This window comes from Sedimenticola hydrogenitrophicus (assembly GCF_029017505.1).
Taxonomy (GTDB): domain Bacteria; phylum Pseudomonadota; class Gammaproteobacteria; order Chromatiales; family Chromatiaceae; genus Sedimenticola; species Sedimenticola hydrogenitrophicus_A.
Window position 1 is genome coordinate 63,635 of record NZ_JAQGEI010000007.1, and the last position, 24,497, is coordinate 88,131.

Genomic DNA, 24,497 nt, shown 5'->3' on the forward strand with positions numbered 1-24,497 from the left:
GTCACTCCTGGATAGCCACGGCAGCAGGCGCAACAAATTCATCGGGATAACCGACATGAACCAGATAGAGCCCCTCCGGCGGGGCGGTGACTCCGCCCAGGGTGCGATCCCTGAACTCCAGCACATCCCGACTCCAGGTCACCGGCTGTTCACCCTTGCCGATGCTGATCAGCACACCGGCGATATTGCGCACCATGTGATGCAGGAAGGCGTTGGCCGTCACCTCGATCACCACCCGGTCATCCTCCCGGCGCACCAGCAGCCGGCTGATGGTTCTGACCGGGCTCTTGGCCTGACAGCCGACCGCCCGATAGGAGGAGAAGTCATGGGTGCCCATCAGGTGCGTCGCCGCCACCTGCATGCGTTGCTCATCCAGTGGCTGGTGGATCCACACCGCGCGATGGCGCCAGATGGCCGACCGGGTGGGGCGATTCAGTATGACGTAGCGGTAACTGCGGCTGATGGCGGAAAACCGCGCATGGAACGACTCCGGCACTTCGCGCACCCAGTTGACATTCACATCGTCGGGCAGATTGACGTTGGTCCCCAGCAGCCAACCCCGCAGCGGGCGCAGCGCAGGCGTATCAAAATGGACCACCTGCCCCTCGCCATGCACCCCGGTATCGGTCCTGCCGGCACAGTGGGTACGCACCGGATGGGCCGCCACCTTGCCCAGCGCCGTCTCCAGCAGCAGCTGCACCGTGCGCACCCCGGATTTTTGTAACTGCCAGCCGTGAAATGCGGAGCCGTCGTACTCGATACCCATTGCCAAACGCATTCAGCCTCTGCTCCTGAATGTCATAGAGAAGCCAAAACAGCAGAAGGCGCACCGGGGTGCGCCTTCCGTCTGTTACCGCTGAAAGCTGTCAGGAGAGCTGACCCAGCAGCTTCCGCGCCTCCGCCTGCTGCCCTTCGTTGCCCTCTTTGACCACCTCGTCAAGGATACTTCTGGCGCCATCGGCATCTTCCATTTCGACATAGGCGCGGGCCAGGTCCAGCTTGGTGTTGATCTCGTCGGTGAGGTCGCCCGCTTCTCCCTCAAGCTGTACATCGTCCTCATCCTCCTGGTCCAGATCAGCCAGGGAGAAGGACTCATCCAGCTCCAGGGGCCTCTCGTCATCCTCCGGGCCCAGCTCAAGCGAATCATACATCTGCGAATCGGTCCCTTCCAGCGACAGCGGGTCGCTGAAATCGAGTACCGCGTCACCCAGTTGCTCGGCCTCCGACTCGGCATCCAGCCTCAGGTCATCCATTTCCGCGCTCTCCAGCGGATCCTCGATGGCGAAGGCACTCTCCTCATCCAGCAGTCCTTCCGTATCCAGCTCGCTCAGGGTCAGATCGCCATCCGCGGTATCCTCATCCACGGTGTCACGGTCCGTCACCAGATTGAGGTCGGTATCGGCATCCAGGGCGAGGTCCTCTTCGCCTTCGAGGGAGAGTATCTCCGCATCCTCTTCCGCGGCCGGCGCCGGCTCCGCGCCTTCCGGCTCAAAGCCCAGATCCGTGCTGATCTCATCCAGATTGGCCTTGAGCAGTTCGCTGTCCAGGTTCAGATCGGCCAGATCATCCAGGGTTGAGAATTCGGAACCCTCATCCATATCCAGGGCAGCGACGGACTCCAGCTGGTCGTCCTCCTGGTCCGCCAGATCGACCGCGGTGGAGTCCAGGTCCAGGTCGAGCTCGTTGTCCAGGCCCAGTTCATCCTCCAGCGAGCTCAGTTCGTCGTCGATCGTTGAGGTGGCTGCAGCCCCCGCGAACAGGGCGTGGCCGGCGGCCAATTGGGCTCCCATGGCGATCACTTTGCCCCAGGCCGCCGGATCCCTTTGATCCAGACCTTCCGCCGATGCGCTTTCGGCCAGGGCGACAAAGCCATCCTTATCCTTGGTCGCATAGAGGATCTCGAACAGTTTGTACTTCAGTTCCGTCCGCTCCGGGGACTTCTCTATCGCCTGACGAATCAGCTCCTCCGCCTGCTGGTAGCGTCCGTAGGCGATATAGACGTCCGCCTCCGCCAGTGGGTCCACCTCGCCGGTCTCATCCTGCAGGGCATCGATATCGCTGGGCGAGAAGTCGCTCAGGAATGAGGTCTCCTCGGTCGAATGCGATGCCGGTTCCTGACCGATCTCGTCCATCAGCTGCTCGGAGTCGCTCTCATCGATGGTACTGATCAGGATACTCTCCTGGAAGTCCGCACTATGGGAACGGCGACGGCTGATGGCCACCCAGAGGAGTGCCAGCAGGACCACGATACCGGCCACCGCCACACCCAGCAGGGTGGTATCCTGGCCGATCATCGCCAGCAGTCCGTCTTCCTCGGCGGGCTCGGCGGGTGCCGGCGGGGGGGCCGGCTGTGCCGCCGGTTCCGGTTGCGGCTCGGTTTCGGTTACAGGCGCCTGGTCGATCACCTCAGGTTTCGGGGTCTCCTCTTCCATCACCGGGGAGGGCTCATCCCCACCGGCAAGCGGAGCGCCCTCCGGTACGACCGTGTCGGCAGGCTCCTCTTCCATGACCGGCGGCTGATCGGCTTCCGCCGTCTCACCCTCGGCGGGTGCCGCGCTCTCCGCCTCCGGCTCGGCCATCACCGGTGCGCCATCGGCTGCGCCGTCCGTGCCTTCACTGACCAGGGGGGGCTCTTCAGGGGTGTCGGTACTCCCCGCGACCCCGGCCTGCAGCCGCGACAACTGATCATTTTTCAGACTCAGCAGACGCTGCAGGTCTTCAAGCTGGGACTCCAGGTCCTCCACCCGGGAGCGCACCGCCTCCGCCTCCTGCAGCGCCGCCTCCTTGGCCTCCTCGGAGGCGATCAGCTCCTGTTTCAGCTGATCCACCCCGGCCCCCTCGCTGACGCCTTCACCAGCGCCTCCGTTGGCGCCCGCCTCGCCCTCCCCGCTGGGTCGTGCTGAGGCGATCTTCAGCTCGGCTGAGGGCGCGGGTGCAGCATCGGCCTGCTGTTCCATGCCCATCGGCTGATCGGCAGCGGCGCCCTCCGAGGCCATTTCGCTCGGCTGGCTGTCGGCCTGCCAATCCTGCAATTGCTCACGATAGGCGATCGACGCCTCGCGTCGACTCAGCTGCCGTACCTCATCGGCCGTGGGAATACGCAGGACCTGCCCCACCTTGAGGTTGTTGATATTCTGGTTGATGAACGCCTGCGGGTTGGCCCGCTGCAGGGCGATCATCATCTGCGCCATAGTGGCGCCCTCTGTGCGCACCTGACTGGCAATACCCCACAGGGTATCGTTGCGTTGGGTCGGGCCATATTCGCCGACTGCGGGACTGCCGGCCCAGGTGACATCGGAAGGGGCAACGGCCGAGCGGCCGGCGGGTGCCGGCGCCCGCGGGGCCGGGGCCGCTATGCGGCTATCCGGAGCCCGCTGCATCGGCGCCTGCTGCACCGGTGCCGGGCGGCGCCCCAGGGTGACCGGCGGATCCAGCAGCACGGTATATTCCCGTAACAGCCTGCCTTTCGGCCAGTTCACCTCGATGAGGAAATTGAGAAAAGGTTCGCGGATCGGATCGCGGCTGGAGACGCGGATGACGCTCTTGCCGTCCGCCGTCTCCTCTGCCGTGAAGCGCAGCTTGCTGAGGATGTACGGACGATCTATTCCGGAGCGGCGAAACGCCTCGGGGCTGGCCAGATTCACCTTGATATCGGTGATCTCATCCTGATCGACCGACAACAGGTCAATCTCCGCATCAAAATACTGATTCAATGCAGAGTTGAGGTGGATATTCCCCAGTCCGACCGCGTAGCTGCTTAGTGGTGATATCCCGATTACCAAGGCAATAGCCAAGGATAATTTACGAACCATGTCTCCCCCTTCCATACCCGCTGCCCTGAATTGTCAGACAGGTAACGCCGGCAAATACCCAAATCATAGAATACACTTAATAATTGTGGCCTAACTATAGCTTACAAATAGTCTTTTTCCAAAATTTCAGCAATCTGAATTGTGTTAAGTGCCGCACCCTTTCTCACATTATCAGACACAATCCACAAATTGAGCCCGCGCGGATGCGAAATATCTTCACGAACGCGTCCGACAAAGACACCGTCATGCCCGGCGGATTCCGTCACCGGCGTGGGATATCCGCCATCGATCGACTCATCCAGCAACTCGATACCGGGTGAATTCAGAAGCAGGTTCCGCGCCTCTTGCGCGCCGATCTTCTCCCCGGTTTCGATATGCACCGCCGCGGCGTGACCGAAAAACACCGGCACCCGCACCGCCGTCGGATTGACCCGTAGCGATTCGTCACCCAGGATCTTGCGGGTCTCCCACACCATCTTCATCTCTTCACGGGTATAGTCGTTTTCCATATAGTCGTCGATCTGGGGCAGCACATTGAAGGCGATCTGCTTGGCAAAGACAAGCGGCTTTATCGACTGACCATTGAGCAGTCGCGCGGTCTGTCCCGCCAGCTCTTCGATCGCCCGACGCCCGGCACCGGAAACGGATTGGTAGGTACAGACATTGATGCGCTCGATGCCTACCGCGGCATGGATCGGCTTCAGGGCCACCATCAGCTGGATGGTAGAACAGTTTGGATTGGCGATGATTCCGCGCTGCCGGTAATCGGCGACCCGTTCCGGATTGACTTCCGGTACCACCAGGGGAATATCGGATTCATGACGGAACTGTGAAGTATTATCGATGCAGATACAACCCGCTTCCACCGCTTTCGGGACATATTCGGCGGAGACAGCCGCCCCGGCAGAAAACAGGGCGATCCTGACCTGGGAGAAATCGAACCCGGCCAGATCCCGCACCACCAGATACTTATCCCCGAACGCGACCCGCTTGCCGACCGAGCGCTGACTGGCCAGCGCATGGACCTTGCCCACGGGGAAGCGGCGCGCTTTCAGGATCGCGAGCATCGTCTCGCCGACGATCCCGGTCGCGCCCACGACCGCGATATCCACCTTTTTATCCGTCATCAACACTCACCCACAAATAAAGTTAACCGGGAACCGGGAACCGGGCCAAACTGCATCAAATATATAAATTAAAATTCAACATGTTAGGTAACTATTCACACGGTCTGTAAGTGATTGGCCTGCCTTGTTGGTCGGTCTTGGTGGCGCCTCGAATTCGGCCCCTTTTTCAGATTCAAGCCTGCCCTTGTTTGAGCGAAGCGAGTTTTGTCCACGGATGGACTTATGCCGTGGAGGCCATGGATGGCCGGGAGCGGCTTGGGCTGGCGCTGAAAAAGGGGCCGGATTCGAGGAGGCAAGCCATCGTGTGAGGCCGGCAAGGCAGGCCAATCATCCCGTGAGCATTGGTGGATGCGCCTACCGGCTTATCCACCCTACAAACGTACTTTATCAAAATTGAAGTAGTACTAGGAGCCTGTCGGGTTTGACCGACCGTAGCGAGGGAAAGCCGATTTGAGCCAGATTTTTTGATCTTTCGAGGCGAATAGTGGACCTATTTAACGAGAAAGATCGGAAAATATGGCCAAATTCGGCTTTTCCGCAGTAGGTCAGTGTTAAATCCAACAGGCTCCTAGACCCGCCACAACAAAAAGGGAGCTGACCCAGCCGCCTGTCGATGCCGCTGGGCCAACTCCCGGTCTGTTACCGATTACCGTTCAGTCCTGGAGCAGGATACGCAACATGCGGCGCAGCGGTTCCGCCGCCCCCCAGAGTAACTGATCACCCACGGTGAATGCCGAGAGGTAGTCCTCACCCATGGCCAGTTTACGCAGCCGCCCCACCGGTACGTCCAGGGTCCCGGTCACCACGGCCGGTGTCAGCTCGCGCACGGTGCGCTCCCGGTCGTTCGGGATCACCTTGACCCAGTCGTTGGCCTCCGCCAGCATAGCCTCGATCTCATCCATCGGCAGATTCTGCCTTAACTTGATGGTCAGGGCCTGGCTGTGGCAACGCATGGCACCGATGCGTACACAGAGTCCGTCGATCGGCACCGGGTTGGCCTCACGCCCGAGGATCTTGTTGGTCTCGGCCCCGCCCTTCCACTCTTCGCGGCTCTGGCCGTTGGGGAGTTGGGTATCGATCCAGGGGATCAGGCTGCCGGCCAGCGGCACCCCGAAGTTGTCGGTGGGAAACGCCTCGCTGCGCATGGCGGCCGCCACGTCCCGATCGATGCCCAGAATAGCCGAGGCAGGATCGGCCAGCAGCCCCTCTACCGAGGCATGCGCCGCGCCCATCTGGCTCAGCAGCTCACGCATATTCTTGGCGCCCGCACCGGAAGCCGCCTGATAGGTCATGGCGGTGGCCCACTCCACCTGGTCCCGGTTGAACAGACCGCCCAGGGCCATCAGCATCAGGCTGACGGTGCAGTTGCCGCCGATGAAGTCCTTCACCCCGGAGGCCAGGGCGCCCTGGATCACGTCCATGTTGACCGGATCGAGGATGATCACGCTGTTCTGCTCCATGCGCAGGGCGGAGGCGGCATCGATCCAGTAGCCGTCCCAACCGGCGCCGCGCAGATCCTTGTAGACCTGCTTGGTGTAGTCACCGCCCTGGCAGGAGACGATGGCATCCATCGCCTTCAACTCGTCGATGCGGGTGGCATCCTTGAGCGCGGGTATCGGCTTGCCGATGTCGGGTCCCTCCTGTCCCACCTGAGAAGTGGTAAAGAAGACCGGCTCGTCGATCAGATCGAAGTCCTTCTCCGCAAGCATCCGCTCCATCAGGACCGAGCCCACCATACCACGCCAGCCGACAAAACCTACCCGTTTCATTGCTTCCACCTATATAAGTACAAAAATTCGTTATAAACCGCGTGTCGGCTAGCCTTCTCGCAACGCCGCGACCACCGCGTCGCCCATCGCCTCGGTACCCACTTTCTGCGTACCCTTGGAGTAGATGTCCGGGGTGCGCAATCCCTGATCCAGGGTCTTGTTCACCGCCCGCTCGACCCGCTCTGCCATGTTGTCCTCATCCAGCGAGTAGCGCAGCATCATGGCCACCGAGAGGATGGTCGCCAGGGGATTGGCCACGCCCTGACCGGCGATATCCGGCGCCGAGCCGTGGATCGGCTCGTACATGCCCTTGCCGTGCTCGTCCAGCGAGGCGGAGGGGAGCATGCCGATGGAACCGGTCAGCATGGAGGCGCAATCGGAGAGGATATCGCCAAACATGTTGGTCGTCACCATCACATCGAACTGTTTTGGCGCCCGCACCAGCTGCATGGCCGCATTGTCCACATACATGTGGGAGAGTTCCACCTCGGGATAGTCGGCGCCCACCTTGACCGCCACCTCGCGCCACATCTCGGTGCACTCCAGCACATTGGCCTTGTCCACCGAGCAGACCCGCTTGTTGCGCTTCATCGCAATGTCCATGGCCACACGGACGATGCGGTCCACCTCGGACTCGCGGTAGACCAGGGTATTGAAGCCCTCCTTCTCGCCGCTCTCCAACACCCGTACGCCGCGCGGCTGGCCGAAGTAGATGCCGCCGGTCAGCTCGCGCACGATCATGATATCCAGGCCGGAGACCACCTCCGGTCGCAGGGTGGAGGCATCCGCCAGCTGCGGATAGAGGATGGCCGGACGCAGGTTGGCGAACAGTCCCAGCTCCTTGCGGAGCCCCAGCAGCCCCTTCTCCGGACGCACCGAGATGTCCAGCGGCTCCCACTTGGGTCCGCCCACGGCACCCAGCAACATCGCATCGGCCTCTTTCGCCAGGTTCAGGGTCGCCTCGGGTAGCGGATGGCCCGCGGCGTCATAGGCCACGCCGCCGATCAGTGCCTCGTCCATGTCGATATCCAAACCGTAGTCGTCACGCAGGCAGGCCAGCACCTTGACCGCCTCGGCGACGATCTCCTGACCGATGCCGTCACCCGGCAGTACCAGAATATTTTTGCTCATTGTTGTTTAACCTTGTTGTATGTTGCTCTACAGACGGGAATTAGAGTCGAAATATCGACCCCGACCCCCGGCACGATTCAGACCCATCAGCCCTCGCCGAAGATCCACGGCGCCTTCTCCCGGCGCTGCTGCTCGAATGCGGCGATCTCGTCGCTGTGGCGCAGGGTCAGACCGATATCGTCCAGCCCCTCCAGCAGGCACTGCTTGCGGAACTCGTCCACCTCGAAGCCGATTACCTCACCGTCGGACATGGTCAGGGTCTGGGCCTGCAGGTCCACGGTGATCCTCAGCGCCTCGTCCCCGGTCGCCTTGGCGAACAGGCCGTCGATCTGGCTGGCGCTCAGGCGGATCGGCAGGATACCGTTCTTGAAGCAGTTGTTGAAAAAGATATCGGCAAAGCTGGGGGCCAGGACCACCTTGAAGCCGTAATCGGCCAGCGCCCAGGGGGCGTGTTCGCGCGACGAGCCGCAACCGAAGTTGTCCCGCGCCAGCAGCACCTGGGCGCCGGCATAGCGGGCGTCATTGAGCACGAAGGAATCGTTCAACGGCCGATGGGTGCAGTCCATGTCGGGCTCGCCGTGATCCAGGTAGCGCCACTCGTCGAACAGGTAGGGACCGAAGCCGGTACGCTTGATCGACTTGAGAAACTGCTTGGGAATAATGGCGTCGGTATCCACATTGGAGCGGTCCAGCGGGGCCACCACACCGGTAAAGGTATTAAAAGCTTCCATCAGAGCCCCCTCACATCAACAAAATGACCCATCACGGCCGCTGCGGCGGCCATGGCCGGACTCACCAGGTGGGTGCGTCCGCCCTGCCCCTGGCGCCCCTCGAAGTTGCGGTTCGAGGTGGAGGCGCAGCGCTCACCCGGCTTGAGCCGGTCGGCATTCATCGCCAGGCACATGGAACAACCGGGCTCGCGCCATTCAAAACCGGCCTCGATGAAGATCTTGTCCAGGCCCTCGGCTTCCGCCTGCTGCTTGACCAGGCCGGTGCCCGGCACCACCAGCGCCTGCACGATATTGGGCGCCACCTTGCGGCCCCTGGCCACCTCGGCCGCGGCCCGCAGGTCCTCGATCCGGCCGTTGGTGCAGGAACCGATAAACACATGATCCGGGCGGATATCCACCAGCGGGGTGCCGGCTTCCAGCCCCATGTACTGCAAGGCGCGGCGCATGCCGTCGGCCTTGGTGGGATCTTTTTCCTGGTCCGGATCGGGCACGATGCCATCCACCGGCAGCACCATCTCCGGCGAGGTGCCCCAGGTCACCTGGGGCTGTATTGCCGCGGCATCGATATGCACCACGGCGTCGAATTCCGCCCCCGCATCGGATTGCAGTCCGCGCCAGGCGGCCTCGGCCTGCGCCCACTGCTCGCCCTTCGGCGCATAGGGGCGACCCTTGAGATAGTCGAGGGTGGTGTCATCCACCGCCACGAAGCCGGCGCGAGCGCCCGCCTCGATGGCCATGTTGCAGACCGTCAGGCGCCCCTCCATGCTCAGGGCGCGGATCGCCTCGCCACCGAATTCAATCACATAGCCGGTGCCGCCGGCGGTGCCCAGGACACCGATGATCTTGAGCACGATATCCTTGGCGGTGACGCCGGGACCGACCTGGCCGTCGACGCTCACCAGCATCGACTTGGATTTCTTCTGGATCAGGGTCTGGGTCGCCAGCACATGCTCCACCTCGGAGGTGCCGATACCGAACGCCAGGGCACCGAAGGCGCCGTGGGTGGCGGTGTGGGAATCGCCGCAGACCACGGTCATACCGGGCAGGATCAGCGCCTGTTCCGCGCCCATCACATGCACCACGCCCTGACGGACATCGGACATGCCGAATTCGGTGATACCGAACTCCTCGCAGTTGCGATCCAGGGTCTCCACCTGCAGACGTGCGATCGGATCGTCGATACCCTGAGCCCGGCCCAGGGTCGGCACGTTGTGGTCGGGGGTTGCGATGGTGGCACTGGTGCGCCAGGGCTTGCGCCCGGCCAGCCGCAGGCCCTCGAAGGCCTGGGGCGAGGTCACCTCGTGCACCAGTTGCCGGTCAATATAAAGGAGCGTGGTGCCGTCCGCGTCGGTCCGCACCACGTGCTCCTGCCAGATCTTGTCGTAGAGAGTTTTTGCGCTCATCGTTCTGCCACCTGTGAATGGAGCCGAAAGGATAAACCCCGATTAAATATAAAACAAATTCATCTTTTTTATGTTTATAATTCCTTTAAGGAATATATTGTTTTCTAGGCCGGGACCGGAACCTGTAGGTTGGGTTAGCGGCGCACAGGCACCGCCCATGCAGGCCACGACAAAGCCCGGGCGCCGCTTAACCCAACGCGTCCGCGGTCGTCAAACGCCAGGTTACGGCGCGCACTCGGGGCACGGCAGCATGCATTTCCACGCAGAGAGACTGTGAAAGAATTGCCAAATGACGCGAAAAGGGGGGTACCCAAACCCTTCCCGAGGTGGCGATCGCCTCTCTACGGGCTTCTCAGGCGGTCAATTTTTTTGCCGCGTTGATCAGCCCGAATACTTTCACAGTCTCAGAGCGTGGGAATGAGGAATCAAACACAACCCGTAGGATACTGTGATGGATATTAATGCATTGAAGGCCTTTCTGGCGGTGGCGGAGAGCGCCTCCTTCTCCCTCGCCGCCGAGCAGTTGCACCTGACCCAGCCGGCGGTGAGCAAACGGGTGGCCGCCCTGGAAGAGGAGCTGAATACCCGCCTGTTCGACCGCATCAGCCGCAAGATCAGCCTGACCGAGGCGGGCCGGCAGTTGCTGCCCCGGGCCCGGCGGATGATCTACGAGCTGGAGGACATCCGTCGCAGCATCGCCAATCTCGCCGGCGAGGTGGGCGGCCGGCTGATCATGGGCACCAGCCATCATATCGGCCTGCGGCGCCTGCCGCCGGCGCTCAAACGCTACAGCCGGCGCTATCCCGAAGTTCAGCTGGATATCCGCTTCATGGATTCGGAGACGGCCTGTGGTGCGGTGCTGCAGGGCGATCTGGAGCTGGCCATTGTCACCCTGCCCACGGAACCGATCACCAACCTGACCACCCAGCCCATCTGGCACGACCCGCTGCTCTTCGTGGTAGCGAAAGAGCATCCCCTGGCCGCCCGGCCGCTGGTTTCATTGGCCGATCTGGTCGAGTACCAGGCGGTGCTGGTGGCCGAGGGCACCTACACCCGGGGCATCCTGGAACAGGCCCTGCGGCCGCTCGGGCTCAGTCTGAAGGTCGGCATGGCCACCAACTATTTCGAGACCCTGAAGATGATGGTCTCCATTGGACTCGGCTGGAGCCTGCTGCCGGAGAGCATGACCCATGACCCCGAGCTGAAGGTGCTGGATATCGCGGAACCGCGGCTGAGCCGCACCCTGGGGGCGGTGACCCACACCAACCGTTCAATCTCGAATGCCGCCCGGGCGATGGTGGAGGCCTGTTTGGAAAGTTTGAAGTTTGACGGGTGAAGTTTGAAGTATGAAAGAAAAGAAATGTACGATTTCACCCTTCACGAAGCAATCCTGAATGTGGGCGCTCGGCATTGACGAGCCGTTTTACTCCCAGTACCGGTTCAGTGCCAAACGTCGAGCGGGTCACCCCCTTTCGGAAGTAGGGTGCCGGTGAGCTTGCGAACCGCACCAACCCCCACTGAAAACGGCGCCAGTGTCCTGATGCGGTTCGCTTCACTCACCGCATCCTACGATCTGAAGACCAAAATCAGGGTTGCTTCAGTTCACCCTTCAAACTTCAAACTTCTTCACCCCGCCGGGCTGTTCTTGGTACACCAGACCGCCGCTTCCAGCCGGGTGCGCAGGTTGAGTTTCTTCAACAGGTGTTTGACGTGCACCTTGATGGTACCCTCGGCGATATCCAGTTCCCGGGCGATCTGCTTGTTGCTCATGCCGCTGGCGATCAGCTCCAGGATCTCCTCTTCCCGCGGGGTCAGGCCCGCCTCGCTGGGTGAGCGGGGACGGGCATCCTCGCGCAGTGCCCGGGCCAGCAGTTCGGTCAGGCTGTCGGTGATCGCCAGCCGGCCGGAGGCGGCGATCTGGATCTGTTCCAGGACATTCTCCGGCTCCATATCCTTCAACAGATAGCCATCGGCGCCCAGGCGCAGTGCCGCCGTGACATCACTCTCGCTATTGGAGACGGTCAGCATCACCACATAGCTCTCCAGATCGGTCTGCTTCAGCGCCTTGAGGGTCTGCAGACCATCCATCCCCTTCATGTTGAGGTCGAGCAGAATCAGTTCCGGTTTAAGTTCCAGGGCCCGGGTCAGTCCCTCCTCTCCCGAGGAGGCCTCGGCCACCAGGCACAGCTCCGGGTCCATACCGATCAGATCCCCCAGCCCTTTCCGGAACAGCGGATGATCGTCAATAATCATGATAGAAATCGGCATCGCCTTATTCATAACTCTATGGTATCCACCTTCTCATCTATTGTCTCATGGTCTTTTTTCGAGGCCATGAATTCGAATACCACCCGGGTCCCGTGCTCCGGCAACGGCTCGATCGTCAGCGTACCGTCCAGGCTCCTGACCCGCTCATCCATGATCGCCAGGCCGTAATGGCGGGAGCGTTCGGGCGAGTCCGGGATACCATGGCCGTCATCCACCACGCTCACCCGGATCGGCTCATCCTCCCCGCCCGTCAAAGTCACCTGTGCCGTCGTGGCGCCGGAGTGGCGGATCACGTTGGAGAGCGCCTCGCGTATCACCTGCAGCACATGGATCTCCTGGTTCTCGCTCAGTTGCAGTCCCTGCAGATTGCAATCGAGCCGGATATCGATATCGCTGCGACCATTGAACTCGTCAACCGCATCCTCCAACGCCTGGCGCAGGCCCCGGCCATCCACCTTCAGGCGGAAGGTGGTCAATAACTCGCGCAGCTGCCGGTAAGCACTGCTCAGGCTCTCGCGGATCTCCTGCACTACGCCCTGGATGGTCTGTTCATCGCGGGACTGCTTCAGTGCCATGTCCAGGCGACTCACCTGAATCTTCAGATAGGAGAGCGACTGGGCCAGGGAGTCGTGCAACTCGCGGGCGATCACCCCCCGCTCCTCGTAAAGTGCCAGCCGCCGGTTGTAGGTGGTGCGGTAGGCCACGCTGATGGCCGCGCCGATGTGGTCCGCCACCGCCTCCAGCAGCTGTTTTTGCCACACCTTAAGCAGGGTACCCTCGGGGATGGCGATGAACAGGATGCCATGCTGCTCATCCTGATCCCGAATCGGTATCGACAACACCCGCCGCACCGTCAGGTCGGACTCACGCCACTCCTTGATCTGGGTCCCCTGCTGGTTCATGCAGGTCAGGCACTCCTCCTTGTTGCAGACGGTCGTCCCCGACAGATTGCTGGAGGCCAGGGTGAACACCTCGCCGCCCATCGATTTGGCCAGGCAGATATTTCCGGGACCGAAGCCGACCACCTTCTCGATATCCTTGAGCAGCTCTTCGTACATCTGCGGTGATATATGGGTGTCGCTGAGGCGGTGGGTGGTCTTGTACAGCAGCTCCAGCGAGCGGTTGCTGCGTTCCAGGTCGGCGGTCTTTTCCCGCACCCGTTTCTCCAGGTCGGCATACATCTTGGACAGGTCGTCCGCCATGCCGTTGAAGGCGCGGCCCAGCTGGCCCAGTTCATCGCCCTGCTCGTGTTTGACCCGCACCGTGAAATCACCGCGCCGCGCATGCTGGGCAAAACGCAGCAGGTCACGCAGCGGCGGCAACACCGCTGCCTGTACCAGATACATGGTGTAGAACACCGCCGCCAGGGTCAGGAACAGCGAGTTGAGCTGAATGATCCGCAGCCACTGGATGTTCGACTCGGTCCCCTCTTCCAGCAGCCGAACCAGCTTATCGATATCGCCGACAAAGCGGTCGACGATGGAGACGTAGCGCTCGCGTATGTTCTGCTGGGTGGTGGCCCAGAGCGGATCGCCGATCTCGTGCGGCGGCATCAGGGTACTCTTGCTTGGTGCCATCAGACTGACATAGACCGTCAGCACCGGCTTGATCTTCTTGTGCCACTGCTGATTGATCCGGTTGTAGGCCCGGGTCAGCTTATGTTCCGGGTTGGCTGGCAGGATACCGATCAGGCGGGGGCTGCGCAGCCGCTCCTCAAACTCCTGCACCAGTTGGTTGGTCAGCTTCCAGTAGGTCTCGGGATCGATATCCGACTGGTAGACCAGCCGGGTGGCGATGCGATAGGACTGCATGCGCAGGCTGCCGGCCTGATTGACCGCCGCTGCATGACCCTGGGTCTTCTCTTCGATGATGATCGATCCCAGCATGGTGACAAAACCAAGCAGGATGATGGATCCCATGGAGATCCCCATGCGCAGGACTATGGAATTTTTGAAACGGGGTGCCATGCGGGGATCTTATCCCGAGCAGGGGTGGTAGAGGCAAGGTCTTTAGCAGTACCACCTTAATCTTTGCAGGGTTTACATCCCGCTGGCCACTGCCCATTGGGAAGTTATTTTTCCCTTTATTTACATGCACTTAAAACCTCTACCCCCACTACCTCTTTAGTGGCATCCCCGACCTCCGAGCGGCCGACCACCCCACTTCCACAACCATTTTATGGGTATAGACTGCATCCCACACACCAACGAGCGGGCTGTTTCTTCTCAATAATTTGCCAAATAAATTTGATAGTGACAGGTATTGAAAACATGGCTAGTCAGCAAAGAAAAGCAATATCCGTACTGAGCATGAATACCATCGCCTTCACTGCCTGCTTCGCGGTCTGGGTGATGTTCTCCATCATCGGCATCCCGATCAAACAGCTGCTCACCCTGAACGATACCCAGTTCGGCCTGCTGATCGCCACGCCCATTTTGACCGGCTCCCTGGTGCGGCTGCCGGTCGGCATGCTCACCGACCGGTTCGGCGGCCGCATCGTCTACTTCATCCTGATGTGCGCCACGATCCTCCCGCTCTGGTTCATCGGCAGCGCCACCCAGTATTGGCAGTTCCTGGTGCTGGGCCTGTTTGTCGGTATCGCCGGCGCCTCCTTCTCGGTCGGCATCGCCTACACCGCCCGCTGGTTCACCAAGGAGAAGCAGGGCTTCGCCATGGGTATCTTCGGCGCGGGGAACGCCGGCGCGGCGCTGACCAAGTTCGTCGCCCCCTCCCTGGTGGTCGCCTATGGCTGGACCATGGTCCCCAAGGTCTACGCCGTCGCCATGGGCGTGGTGGTGATCCTGTTCTGGATGTTCACCTACGAGGACCCCGACCACAAGGTCGCCAAGACCATCACCATAAAAGAGCAGCTGGCCGTACTGAAAGACCCCAAAGTGTGGAAATACTGCCAGTACTACTCCCTGGTCTTCGGCGGCTTTGTCGGCCTCTCCCTGTGGATGACCAAGTACTACATCAACGAGTATGGATTCGATCTCACCACCGCCGCCCTGCTGGCCGCCATTTTCGTGCTCCCCTCCGGGGTGATCCGCGCCCTCGGCGGCTGGTTCTCCGACAAGTACGGCGCCTACAAGGTGACCTGGTGGGTGATGTGGATCTCCTGGGTCTGCCTGTTCTTCATGTCCTATCCGCAGACCGCCGTCACCATCAAGACCCTCAACGGCCCGGTCACCTACGATCTCGGCCTGAACGTCTGGGTGTTCACCGTGCTGCTGTTCATCGTCGGCATCGCCTGGGGCTTCGGCAAGGCGTCGGTGTTCAAGTTTCTCTCCGACGAGTATCCCGAGAACATCGGCGTCATCTCCGGCATCGTCGGCCTGGCCGGCGGCATGGGCGGCTTCCTGCTGCCCATCATGTTCGGCGCCATGAAGGATATCACCGGGGTCAACTCCACCGTCTTCATGCTGCTCTACGGCGCCACCTGCGTCTCGTTGATCTGGATGCATTACACCTTCGCCCGGGAGCATCAGGAACAGGATATGGAGATCGCCAAGGGGCATGCGGTGGATGAGTATGTGAAATCCCACGAATGCCCGGAAGAGTACGCCGCCGCCAAGGCCGCGGTTGAGCAGGCGCACCTGCTGGAAGAGCTGATCGCCAGGTATTCCGAATCGAAACAACGCGCGAGGCTGGAGGCGGACGACATGCGCATGCGTCAGCTGAAGGCGGCCGCTGTGGATACGCTTGAGTAGTGACAAGAGTGAAAAAACACCACGATTGAAGCAGTAACAATCAAAATAGAGAGGCAATTATGGCTGATTTACAAAAATGGGATGTGGAAGACTCCCAGTTCTGGGAGTCGGAGGGCAAGCGGGTTGCCAACCGCAACCTCTGGATCTCGATCCCCAGCCTGCTGTGCGGCTTTGCCGTCTGGCTGTACTGGGGCATCATCACCGTGCAGATGCTCAACCTCGGCTTCCCGTTCGCCAAATCGGAACTGTTCACCCTGGCCGCCATCGCCGGCCTGACCGGCGCCACGCTGCGCATCCCCAGCAGCTTCTTCATCCGTATTGCCGGTGGCCGAAACACCATCTTCTTTACCACGGCCTTGTTGATGTTACCGGCCATCGGTGCCGGCATCGCCTTGCAGGACAAGGAGACCCCGCTGTGGATCTTTCAGGCCCTGGCCTTCCTCTCCGGCTTCGGCGGCGGCAACTTCGCCTCCTCCATGTCCAACATCAGCTTCTTCTTTCCCAAACGTCAACAGGGTCTGGCGCTGGGTCTGAACGCGGGCCTGGGTAACTTCGGCGTCACCACCATGCAGGTCCTGATCCCGCTGGTGATGACCTTCGGTATCTTCGGCGGTGAACCGATGATCCTGGAGAACACCTCCGGCACCCTGATCGGCAAGATTCCGGCCGGTACCGAGAGCTATATTCACAACGGCGGTTATGTCTGGCTGTTGTTGCTGATTCCGCTGGCCTTTGCTGGCTGGTTCGGCATGCACAACATCCGTACCGAGCATGTCTCTCCGCACATCGGCTCTCCACTGGGCGCCATGGGCAAGATTACCGGCATGCTGCTGATCGGTTTCCTCACCGCCGCCATCGGTCTCTATATCATCCTGCCGGCACCGACCGGACTGGGCGCGCCGGGCTGGGCCAAGTGGCCGGTGATCGCCGGTATCCTGTTCGGTACCGTGATGTTGATGAAGCTGATCCCCGGCGACATCAAGCCGAATCTGCAGCGTCAGTTCAAGATCTTCAGCAACAAGCACACCTGGATCATGAGTGTCATCTACACCATGACCTTCGGCAGTTTCATCGGCTACTCCGCCGGTTTCGCCCTGGCGATCAAGGTGGTATTCGGTTACCAGCATCTGCTGGTGAATGGCGTGCTGACCCATGACACGGTCAATGCCAACGGTCCCTCCGCGCTGATGTACGCCTGGATGGGACCCTTTATCGGCGCCCTTTTGCGTCCCGTCGGCGGCTGGATTGCCGATAAGATGGGCGGAGCCAAGGTGACCCAGTGGGTATCCATTGTGATGATTGGCAGCGCCTTTGGTGTCGCCTACTTCCTGCAGGCCGCCTATGCCTCAGCCACCCCGGAAGATTTCTTCATCCCCTTCCTGGTGCTGTTTTTGATCCTGTTTGCCGCCACCGGCATCGGTAACGGCTCCACCTTCCGCACCATCGCCATGGTGTTCAACAAGGAACAGACCGGACCCGTACTGGGCTGGACTTCGGCGGTCGCCGCCTACGGCGCCTTCCTGATCCCACAGTTGTTTGGTGAACAGATCAAGGCCGCCACCCCCGAGTACGCCCTGTATGGCTTCGCCATCTTCTATCTGGTCTGTCTGGCCATCAACTGGTGGTACTACCTGGGTCCGAAACGGGAGTACGACAACCCCTGATCCGGTGGCTGATCACCCGAGTTGAAAGGGTCTGGAGCAGGCCCGCTTATCCACACGTGCTTTGCTCATGCGGATACTTACCCCCCAGCCAGGGCCTGCTCCAACTTAACACTGTTTTGTTTAATAGCACGTTGTGAAAAACATGCTTAGAGGAGATACACAATGAGCCACTTTCTTGACCGCCTGCGGTTTTTCAAGAAGGTCCAGGGGACCTTCTCCAAGGGCCACGGTATAGTGACTAACGAGGATCGCCAGTGGGAAGATACCTATCGTAACCGCTGGCGCCACGACAAGGTGGTCCGCTCCACCCACGGGGTAAACTGTACCGGTGGTTGCTCGTGGAAAATCTTTGTCAAGAATGGTCTGGTTGCCTATGAGATGCAGCAGACCGATTACCCGGAGACCCGGCCCGACCTGCCCAACCACGAACCCCGTGGCTGTCAGCGCGGCGCCTCCTTCTCCTGGTATCTGTACAGCCCGCACCGCATCAAGTATCCGCTGGTGCGCGGCCGTCTGATCGATCTCTACCGCAGCGAGCGCAAAAGCGGCAAGGACCCGGTGGAAGCCTGGGAAGCGATCCAGCAGGACCCCGCCAAACGCAAGAGCTACACCGCCGTACGCGGCCTGGGCGGCTTCGTCCGTTCCAGCTGGGAAGAGCTGACCGAGATCATCGCCGCGGCCAACGTCTACACCATCAAGAAATGGGGTCCGGACCGCATCTACGGTTTCTCGCCCATCCCCGCCATGTCCATGATCAGCTACGCGGCCGGTTCCCGCTACCTGTCGCTGATCGGCGGCGCCTGCGGCTCCTTCTACGACTGGTACTGTGACCTCCCCGCCGCCTCTCCCCAGGTGTGGGGCGAGCAGACCGACGTGCCGGAAGCGGCCGACTGGTACAACTCCAAGTACATCATCATCTGCGGCGCCAACCTGCCGATGACCCGGACCCCGGACGCCCACTTCGCCATCGAGTCCCGTTACAACGGCACCAAGGTGGTCTCCATGGCCCCGGACTACGCCGAGTTCGTCAAGTTCGCCGATCTCTGGATGCCGGTAAAACAGGGCACCGACTCCGCCGCCTTCATGGCCATGGGCCATGTGGCGCTGAATGAATTCCACATCAAGAAGCAGGACCCCTACTTCAGCGAGTATGTGCGCACCTATACCGACATGCCGATGCAGGTGATGCTGCGCAAGGACGGCGACCGTTATGTCTCCGGTCGTTTCCTGCGCGCCACCGACTTCGACAACAACATGGGCGAGTCCAACAATCCCGAGTGGAAGACCGTGGTCTATGACGAGGTCAGCAAGGCCTATGTGGTGCCCAACGGCTCGGTCGGATTCCGCTGGGGCGAGGAAGGCAAGTGGAACCTGCTGCCGAAGAACGCCGCCGACCAGGCGGATATCGAGGCCGAACTCACCTGCATCAACAGCCGTGACGACGTGGTCAGCGTGGCCTTCCCCCACTTCACCGAAGGCGAGGATGACACCCTGCTGCGCAACATCCCGGTGCGCAAGCTGAAGCTGGCCTCCGGTGAGGAAGTGTTCGTCACCTCCGTGTTCGACCTGATGGTCTCCCAGTACGGTATCGACCGTGGCCTGGGCGACAACCTGGCCACCTCCTACGAGGACGCGAGCGTACCCTACACCCCGGCCTGGGGCTCCAGGGTCACCGGCATCAAGACCGCCGACCTGATCCGTACCGGCCGCGAGTTTGCCGAGAACGCCTCCAAGACCCGTGGCAAATCCATGGTCATCATGGGTGCCGCCATCAACCACTGGTACCACAACGACCTGGGCTACCGCAGTATCATGAACATCCTGCACATCTGTGGCTGCGTGGGTCAGTCCGGTGGCGGCTGGGCGCACTATGTGGGTCAGGAGAAACTGCGTCCGCAAGCAGGCTGGGCACCGATCGCCTTCGCCCTCGACTGGCACCGTCCGCCACGTCACATGAACAGCACCACCTACTGGTATTTCCATACCGACCAGTGGCGCTATGAGAAGGTCGAGGCCGACAACATCCTTGGCTCCACTGCCACCGCCAAGTATCGCGGTTACCAGATCGGTGACTACAACGTCGTCTCCCAGCGTCTCGGCTGGCTGCCCTCGTCGCCGCACTTCAACAAGAACCCGCTGGAGATCGTCAAGGCGGCGGAAGCGGCCGGCGCCACCGACGAGGCCGGCGTGTCCCAGTACATGGCAGAGCAGTTGAAGAGCGGCGACATGGCCTTCTCCATCGAGGATATCGATGCCGAGGAGAATCATCCGCGCAACCTGTTCGTCTGGCGCGCCAACCTGATCGGCTGTTCCGCCAAGGGCCATGAGTATTTCCTCAAGCACCTGCTGGGCGCCCAGAACGGCGTGATGCAGGAGGGCACCGAAGGGGCCAGCTGCAAGGAGATCAAGTGGCGTGAAAAGGCGCCGGTCGGCAAGCTGGATCTGATGGTGGACATCAACTTCCGCCTCAACTCCACCGGTGCCTACTCGGACATCATCCTGCCGACTGCCACCTGGTACGAGAAGGCCGACCTGAACACCACCGACATGCACCCGTTCGTGCATCCACTGGGCAAGGCGGTCGATCCGGCATTCGAGTCCAAGTCGGACTGGCAGATCTTCATGAAGATCGCCAAGAAGTTCTCCGAGATCGCCGAGAAGCACCTGGGCACCGTAAAGGACGTGGTCGCCCTGCCGATGCAGCACGACTCCCCGCAGGCCCTGGCCCAGCCCTATGGCGAGGTCAAGGACTGGAAACGCGGCGAGTGTGACCTGATCCCGGGCAAGACCGCCCCGCTGTTCAAGGTGGTGGAGCGCGATTACCCCAACACCTACAAGAAGTACACCTCGGTGGGCCCGCTGATGAACAAGCTGGGCAACAACATCAAGGGTATCGACTGGAACACCGACCTGGAAATCGACCAGTTGAAGGAGCTCAACGGCATAATCACCGAGGAGGGCATCTCCAAGGGCCGTCCTTCACTGCTGGAGGATGTGCAGGTGTGTGACACGGTGCTGCACATGGCGCCGGAGACCAACGGCGAGGTGGCCCACAAGTCCTGGTCCGCGCTGTCCAGGAAGACCGGCATCAGCCACAAACATCTGTACGAAGGCCGTCACGAGGAGAAGATCCGCTATCACGATATCGTCGCCCAGCCGCGCAAGATCATCACCGCGCCGACCTGGTCCGGCATCGAGTCCGAGGAGGTGAGCTACAACGCCTGTTACACCAACATCCACGAGCACATCCCGTTCCGTACCCTGACCGGACGTGCCTCGTTCTATCTCGATCACGAGTGGATGCTGGACTTCGGCGAGGGTCTCTGCTGCTTCCGTCCGCCACAGGACCTGGGTGCGCACAAGAACCTGCCGAAGGAACTGGCGAAGAAGCTGGAAGGCAAGAAGAGCCTGACGCTGAACTGGATCACCCCGCACTCCAAGTGGGGTATCCACTCCTCCTACCAGGACAACCTGCGCATGCTGACCCTGTTCCGTGGCGGCCCCTACTTCTGGCTGAACGAGGACGAGGCCAGGAGCATCGGCATCCGGGACAACGACTGGGTCGAGGCGGTCAACGCCAACGGCGCCACCGTGGCCCGCGTCGTGGTCAGCCAGCGCGTACCCAAGGGCATGGCGATCATGTATCACGCCCAGGAGAAGAACGTGAACGTACCGGGTTCCAACACCACCGGTAAACGCGGCGGCATTCTCAACAGTGTGACCAAGGTGGTGATGAAACCGACCAACATGATCGGCGGTTACGCACAGCTCTCCTACGCCTTCAACTACTACGGGACCGTGGGCAGCCAGCGCGACGAGAACGTCATCGTGCACAAGATCGAAGATGCCGATGTGAACTGGATGGAAGGTGATCTGACACCGGAACGCGAGGCTCAACTGAATCCTGAGGGAATCAACAACTGAGTCTGTGAATCGCAACCTGCAGGGTGGCGACACCCTGCACCCGGTGGAAAGAATATTGAGGAATAAATGATGAATATACGTGCACAAATCGCAATGGTCCTGAACCTGGACAAGTGCATCGGTTGCCACACCTGTTCTGTAACCTGCAAGAACATCTGGACCAACCGTAAGGGTGTTGAGTACGCCTGGTTCAACAACGTCGAATCCAAGCCCGGCATCGGTTTCCCCAAGGAGTGGGAGAACCAGGAGAAGTGGAAAGGCGGCTGGAAGAAAGAGAACGGCCAGCTGGAGCTGAAGGCCGGCGGCCGCATCAGCAAGCTGCTGAACATCTTCGCCAACCCCGACATGCCGGAGATCGACGACTACTACGAGCCGTTCGACTACGACTACCCCAAGCTGCAGAACAAGCCCCTCTCCGAGGCGGCGCCGACCGCCCGTCCGCTCTCCCAGATCACCGGCGAGCGTATGGAGAAGATCCACTGGGGTCCGAACTGGGAAGACGACCTGGCCGGCGAGTTCGATAAGCGCTCGGTGGATCAGAACTTCAAGGGTATCCAGAAGCAGATCTACAAGGAGTTCGAAAAGACCTTCCACATGTATCTGCCGAGACTGTGTAACCACTGTCTGAATCCGGCCTGTGTCGCCAGCTGCCCGTCCGGCGCGATCTACAAGCGTGACGAGGACGGTGCCGTGCTGATCGATCAGGACCGCTGCCGCGGCTGGCGCATGTGCGTCAGCGCCTGCCCGTACAAGAAGATCTACTTCAACTGGGAATCCGGCAAGTCCGAGAAGTGCATCCTCTGCTATCCGCGTATCGAGTCGGGCATGCCGACCGCCTGCGCCGAATCCTGTGTCGGGCGTATCCGTTACATGGGCGTGGTGCTGTATGACGCCGACAAGATCAGCGACGCCGCCGCCGTGGCCGGCGAAAAGGATCTGTACAAATCGCAGATGGATATCTTCCTCGATCCGAACGATCCGGAAGTGATCCGTCAGGCCCAGGAGCAGGGAATCCCCGACACCTGGCTGGAAGCGGCCAAGCGTTCGCCGGTCTACAAGATGGCCATCGAGTGGAAGATCGCCTTCCCGCTGCATCCGGAGTATCGCACCCTGCCGATGATGTGGTACGTGCCGCCGCTGTCGCCGGTACAGAGCCAGATCGACCAGGGCACCCTGCCGACCGAGGCCGACGGCGTGATCCCCAAGGCCGAGGCACTGCGCTTCCCGGTACAGTATCTCGCCAACCTGCTCACCGCCGGCGACGAGAAGCCGATCGTCAGCGCCCTGAACCGTCTGCTGGCGATGCGCAGCAACCAGCGTTCCAAGGGCGTGGACGGCACCACCAACCTCGCCGCCCTGGAAGCCGCCGGCCTGACCGAGGCGCAGTCCGACGAGATGTACCAGATGCTCGGTATCGCCAACTACAACGACCGCTTCGTAATCCCAACCGCCAACGAGGCGCTGGCGCAGGAAGATCCCTATGCCTTCCAGGGACAGAACGGTTTCAGTGCCGGCAACGTCAGCTCTCAGGGCAGTGGTAGCGGCGAAGGGTTTACCCTGTTCCCCGCGCCACGCAAACGCACCTATACCCCTCAGGGCATTCAGCAACCGCGGAAAAAAGATACCGTTTAACGGGAGATTATCACGATGCTTATCTACAACATCATGGCCCGGCTGCTCGATTATCCGGATGACGAACTGATGGAAAACCTGTCCGGGATCATCGACGCCATCCACCAGGATGACGCCATTGGCCCGCAGGAGAAGGAAGATCTGCTCCATCTGATCTCCTGGATAAACATGCACGACCTGACCGGTCTGCAGAGCAAGTATGTCCAGACCTTCGACATGGTTCCGGAGCACGACCTGCACCTCACCCATCACCTGTTTGGTGATGACCGGGGTCGCGGTCCGGCGCTGATCGACCTTTCCGAGTACTACAAGGCCAGCGGCCTGGAGATCGAGAGCAAGGAGATCCCCGACTTCCTGCCGCTGATCCTGGAGTATGTCTCCACACTGGACGACCTGCAGGCGCGGGTCTTCCTGGGCGACGCCGCCAAGGTACTGAAGGTGATTGGCGACAATCTGGAAAAGGCCGAGAGCCCCTACGCGCGGATACTTCGCATTGTGGAAAACCGTGGACATCTGGCCCAAGCAGCCTGAGGAGCGTTTTGAATGACACTGAATAACTTCTTTTTTGGGGCCTACCCCTACCTCGCCGGTACCATCTTCCTGCTGGGAAGCTGGCTCCGTTTCGATCGTGAACAGTACACCTGGAAGGCCGATTCCAGTCAGCTGCTGAGCGGCAAGAACATGCGGCTTGCCAGCAACCTGTTCCACGTGGGCATACTGGCGGTCTTCTTCGGCCACCTGGTCGGCATGCTGACCCCGCACAGCTGGTTCCTGGCGGCTGGCATCTCCGATGCCACCCACCAGTACATTGCCATCTATGCGGGTCTGATCTTCGGCAGCCTCTGTCTGATCGGTGCCATCATGCTGCTGTTGCGCCGCCTGAATGAGCCGCGGGTGCGTGCGGTCAGCCGCAAGCGTGATACCTTCATCATCGGCTGGCTGCTGGCCACCGTTGCCCTGGGCCTGAGCACCACGGTAGTCTCCTTTGAGCACGCCGCCCATGGCGATGCCAGCACCATGATCGCCCTGACCGAGTGGGTGAAGAGCGTGGCGACCCTGAGTGTCGATCCCAGCCTGATCCAGAATGTGAACTTCATCTTCAAGCTGCACATGTTCTTCGGCATGAGCGTGTTCCTGCTGTTCCCGTTCACCCGACTGGTCCATGTCTGGAGCGTACCGCTGAGCTACATCAGCCGCCCCTACCAGATCGTGCGGGTGAAAAAGGTCCGCATGAACTGAGTGTCAGGCAGTTTCCGGTGTCGAAGTACACCTACCCACCCACAAGAGTGCGTTGATACGTAACGGTGGGTCGGCGCCTTTGACGAC

At 60.9% G+C, this 24,497-nt stretch carries 16 protein-coding genes; 7 read left to right on the forward strand and 9 right to left on the reverse strand.

Going from position 1 to position 24,497, the window contains the following annotated elements; genetic code table 11:
* Position 1: 1 nt before the first annotated feature.
* From truA to leuC, 7 genes are all read right to left on the reverse strand, one after another.
* Entirely contained in the window at positions 2 to 778 is a 777-nt protein-coding gene (gene truA / locus O9K64_RS05825; protein WP_275097132.1) for a tRNA pseudouridine(38-40) synthase TruA, read from the reverse strand.
* Between the two features lie 88 nt (positions 779 to 866).
* Entirely contained in the window at positions 867 to 3,812 is a 2,946-nt protein-coding gene (locus tag O9K64_RS05830) for a FimV/HubP family polar landmark protein (protein WP_275097133.1), read from the reverse strand.
* Between the two features lie 101 nt (positions 3,813 to 3,913).
* Complete coding sequence (locus O9K64_RS05835) at positions 3,914 to 4,939, reverse strand: aspartate-semialdehyde dehydrogenase (RefSeq protein WP_275097134.1); 1,026 nt, start codon at positions 4,937 to 4,939, stop codon at positions 3,914 to 3,916.
* Positions 4,940 to 5,592: 653 nt separating this feature from the next.
* Entirely contained in the window at positions 5,593 to 6,708 is a 1,116-nt protein-coding gene (gene asd / locus O9K64_RS05840; protein ID WP_275097135.1) for an aspartate-semialdehyde dehydrogenase, read from the reverse strand.
* Between the two features lie 48 nt (positions 6,709 to 6,756).
* A complete protein-coding gene (gene leuB / locus O9K64_RS05845) occupies positions 6,757 to 7,839 on the reverse strand; it encodes a 3-isopropylmalate dehydrogenase (RefSeq protein WP_275097136.1) in 1,083 nt (360 codons plus the stop codon).
* 86 nt (positions 7,840 to 7,925) lie between these two features.
* Positions 7,926 to 8,570: a 3-isopropylmalate dehydratase small subunit gene (leuD, locus tag O9K64_RS05850; RefSeq protein WP_275097137.1), complete on the reverse strand. Its 645-nt coding sequence runs from the start codon at positions 8,568 to 8,570 to the stop codon at positions 7,926 to 7,928.
* Entirely contained in the window at positions 8,570 to 9,973 is a 1,404-nt protein-coding gene (gene leuC, locus O9K64_RS05855; RefSeq protein WP_275097138.1) for a 3-isopropylmalate dehydratase large subunit, read from the reverse strand. Before leuC ends, leuD begins: the two co-directional genes overlap by 1 nt.
* Before the next feature lie 451 nt (positions 9,974 to 10,424).
* Between leuC and O9K64_RS05860 the strand changes: the two genes are divergently transcribed.
* Positions 10,425 to 11,309 carry a LysR family transcriptional regulator gene (locus O9K64_RS05860; protein WP_275097139.1) on the forward strand — a complete coding sequence of 295 codons (885 nt, stop codon included), beginning with the start codon at positions 10,425 to 10,427 and terminating at the stop codon, positions 11,307 to 11,309.
* Between the two features lie 290 nt (positions 11,310 to 11,599).
* Here the strand turns inward: O9K64_RS05860 and narL are convergent, their stop codons facing one another.
* A complete protein-coding gene (gene narL / locus O9K64_RS05865; RefSeq protein ID WP_335342241.1) occupies positions 11,600 to 12,241 on the reverse strand; it encodes a two-component system response regulator NarL in 642 nt (213 codons plus the stop codon).
* An 8-nt stretch (positions 12,242 to 12,249) separates the two neighbouring features.
* Entirely contained in the window at positions 12,250 to 14,160 is a 1,911-nt protein-coding gene (locus O9K64_RS05870) for a histidine kinase (protein WP_275097141.1), read from the reverse strand.
* A gap of 351 nt (positions 14,161 to 14,511) precedes the next feature.
* Between O9K64_RS05870 and O9K64_RS05875 the strand changes: the two genes are divergently transcribed.
* From O9K64_RS05875 to narI, 6 genes are all read left to right on the forward strand, one after another.
* Positions 14,512 to 15,951: an MFS transporter gene (locus O9K64_RS05875; RefSeq protein ID WP_275097142.1), complete on the forward strand. Its 1,440-nt coding sequence runs from the start codon at positions 14,512 to 14,514 to the stop codon at positions 15,949 to 15,951.
* Positions 15,952 to 16,010: 59 nt separating this feature from the next.
* Positions 16,011 to 17,615, forward strand: coding sequence for an antiporter (locus tag O9K64_RS05880; RefSeq protein ID WP_275097143.1), 1,605 nt, complete (start codon positions 16,011 to 16,013; stop codon positions 17,613 to 17,615).
* Positions 17,616 to 17,777: 162 nt separating this feature from the next.
* On the forward strand, positions 17,778 to 21,539 hold the full coding sequence (locus O9K64_RS05885) for a nitrate reductase subunit alpha (RefSeq protein ID WP_275097144.1): 3,762 nt from the start codon (positions 17,778 to 17,780) through the stop codon (positions 21,537 to 21,539).
* 69 nt (positions 21,540 to 21,608) lie between these two features.
* Positions 21,609 to 23,171, forward strand: coding sequence for a nitrate reductase subunit beta (gene narH, locus O9K64_RS05890; protein WP_275097145.1), 1,563 nt, complete (start codon positions 21,609 to 21,611; stop codon positions 23,169 to 23,171).
* A 15-nt stretch (positions 23,172 to 23,186) separates the two neighbouring features.
* The gene (gene narJ / locus O9K64_RS05895; protein WP_275097146.1) at positions 23,187 to 23,702 is read left to right on the forward strand and encodes a nitrate reductase molybdenum cofactor assembly chaperone; all 516 of its coding nucleotides are present in this window, start codon (positions 23,187 to 23,189) and stop codon (positions 23,700 to 23,702) included.
* 12 nt (positions 23,703 to 23,714) lie between these two features.
* Positions 23,715 to 24,410, forward strand: coding sequence for a respiratory nitrate reductase subunit gamma (narI, locus tag O9K64_RS05900; RefSeq protein WP_275097147.1), 696 nt, complete (start codon positions 23,715 to 23,717; stop codon positions 24,408 to 24,410).
* Positions 24,411 to 24,497 lie beyond the last annotated feature (87 nt).

Coding starts and splice junctions, on each gene's coding strand:
- truA (WP_275097132.1), bottom strand. CDS start 778: ATGCGTTTGGCAATGGGTATCGAGTACGACGGCTCCGCATTTCACGGC.
- O9K64_RS05830 (WP_275097133.1), bottom strand. CDS start 3,812: ATGGTTCGTAAATTATCCTTGGCTATTGCCTTGGTAATCGGGATATCA.
- O9K64_RS05835 (WP_275097134.1), bottom strand. CDS start 4,939: ATGACGGATAAAAAGGTGGATATCGCGGTCGTGGGCGCGACCGGGATC.
- asd (WP_275097135.1), bottom strand. CDS start 6,708: ATGAAACGGGTAGGTTTTGTCGGCTGGCGTGGTATGGTGGGCTCGGTC.
- leuB (WP_275097136.1), bottom strand. CDS start 7,839: ATGAGCAAAAATATTCTGGTACTGCCGGGTGACGGCATCGGTCAGGAG.
- leuD (WP_275097137.1), bottom strand. CDS start 8,570: ATGGAAGCTTTTAATACCTTTACCGGTGTGGTGGCCCCGCTGGACCGC.
- leuC (WP_275097138.1), bottom strand. CDS start 9,973: ATGAGCGCAAAAACTCTCTACGACAAGATCTGGCAGGAGCACGTGGTG.
- O9K64_RS05860 (WP_275097139.1), top strand. CDS start 10,425: ATGGATATTAATGCATTGAAGGCCTTTCTGGCGGTGGCGGAGAGCGCC.
- narL (WP_335342241.1), bottom strand. CDS start 12,241: ATGCCGATTTCTATCATGATTATTGACGATCATCCGCTGTTCCGGAAA.
- O9K64_RS05870 (WP_275097141.1), bottom strand. CDS start 14,160: ATGGGATCCATCATCCTGCTTGGTTTTGTCACCATGCTGGGATCGATC.
- O9K64_RS05875 (WP_275097142.1), top strand. CDS start 14,512: ATGGCTAGTCAGCAAAGAAAAGCAATATCCGTACTGAGCATGAATACC.
- O9K64_RS05880 (WP_275097143.1), top strand. CDS start 16,011: ATGGCTGATTTACAAAAATGGGATGTGGAAGACTCCCAGTTCTGGGAG.
- O9K64_RS05885 (WP_275097144.1), top strand. CDS start 17,778: ATGAGCCACTTTCTTGACCGCCTGCGGTTTTTCAAGAAGGTCCAGGGG.
- narH (WP_275097145.1), top strand. CDS start 21,609: ATGAATATACGTGCACAAATCGCAATGGTCCTGAACCTGGACAAGTGC.
- narJ (WP_275097146.1), top strand. CDS start 23,187: ATGCTTATCTACAACATCATGGCCCGGCTGCTCGATTATCCGGATGAC.
- narI (WP_275097147.1), top strand. CDS start 23,715: ATGACACTGAATAACTTCTTTTTTGGGGCCTACCCCTACCTCGCCGGT.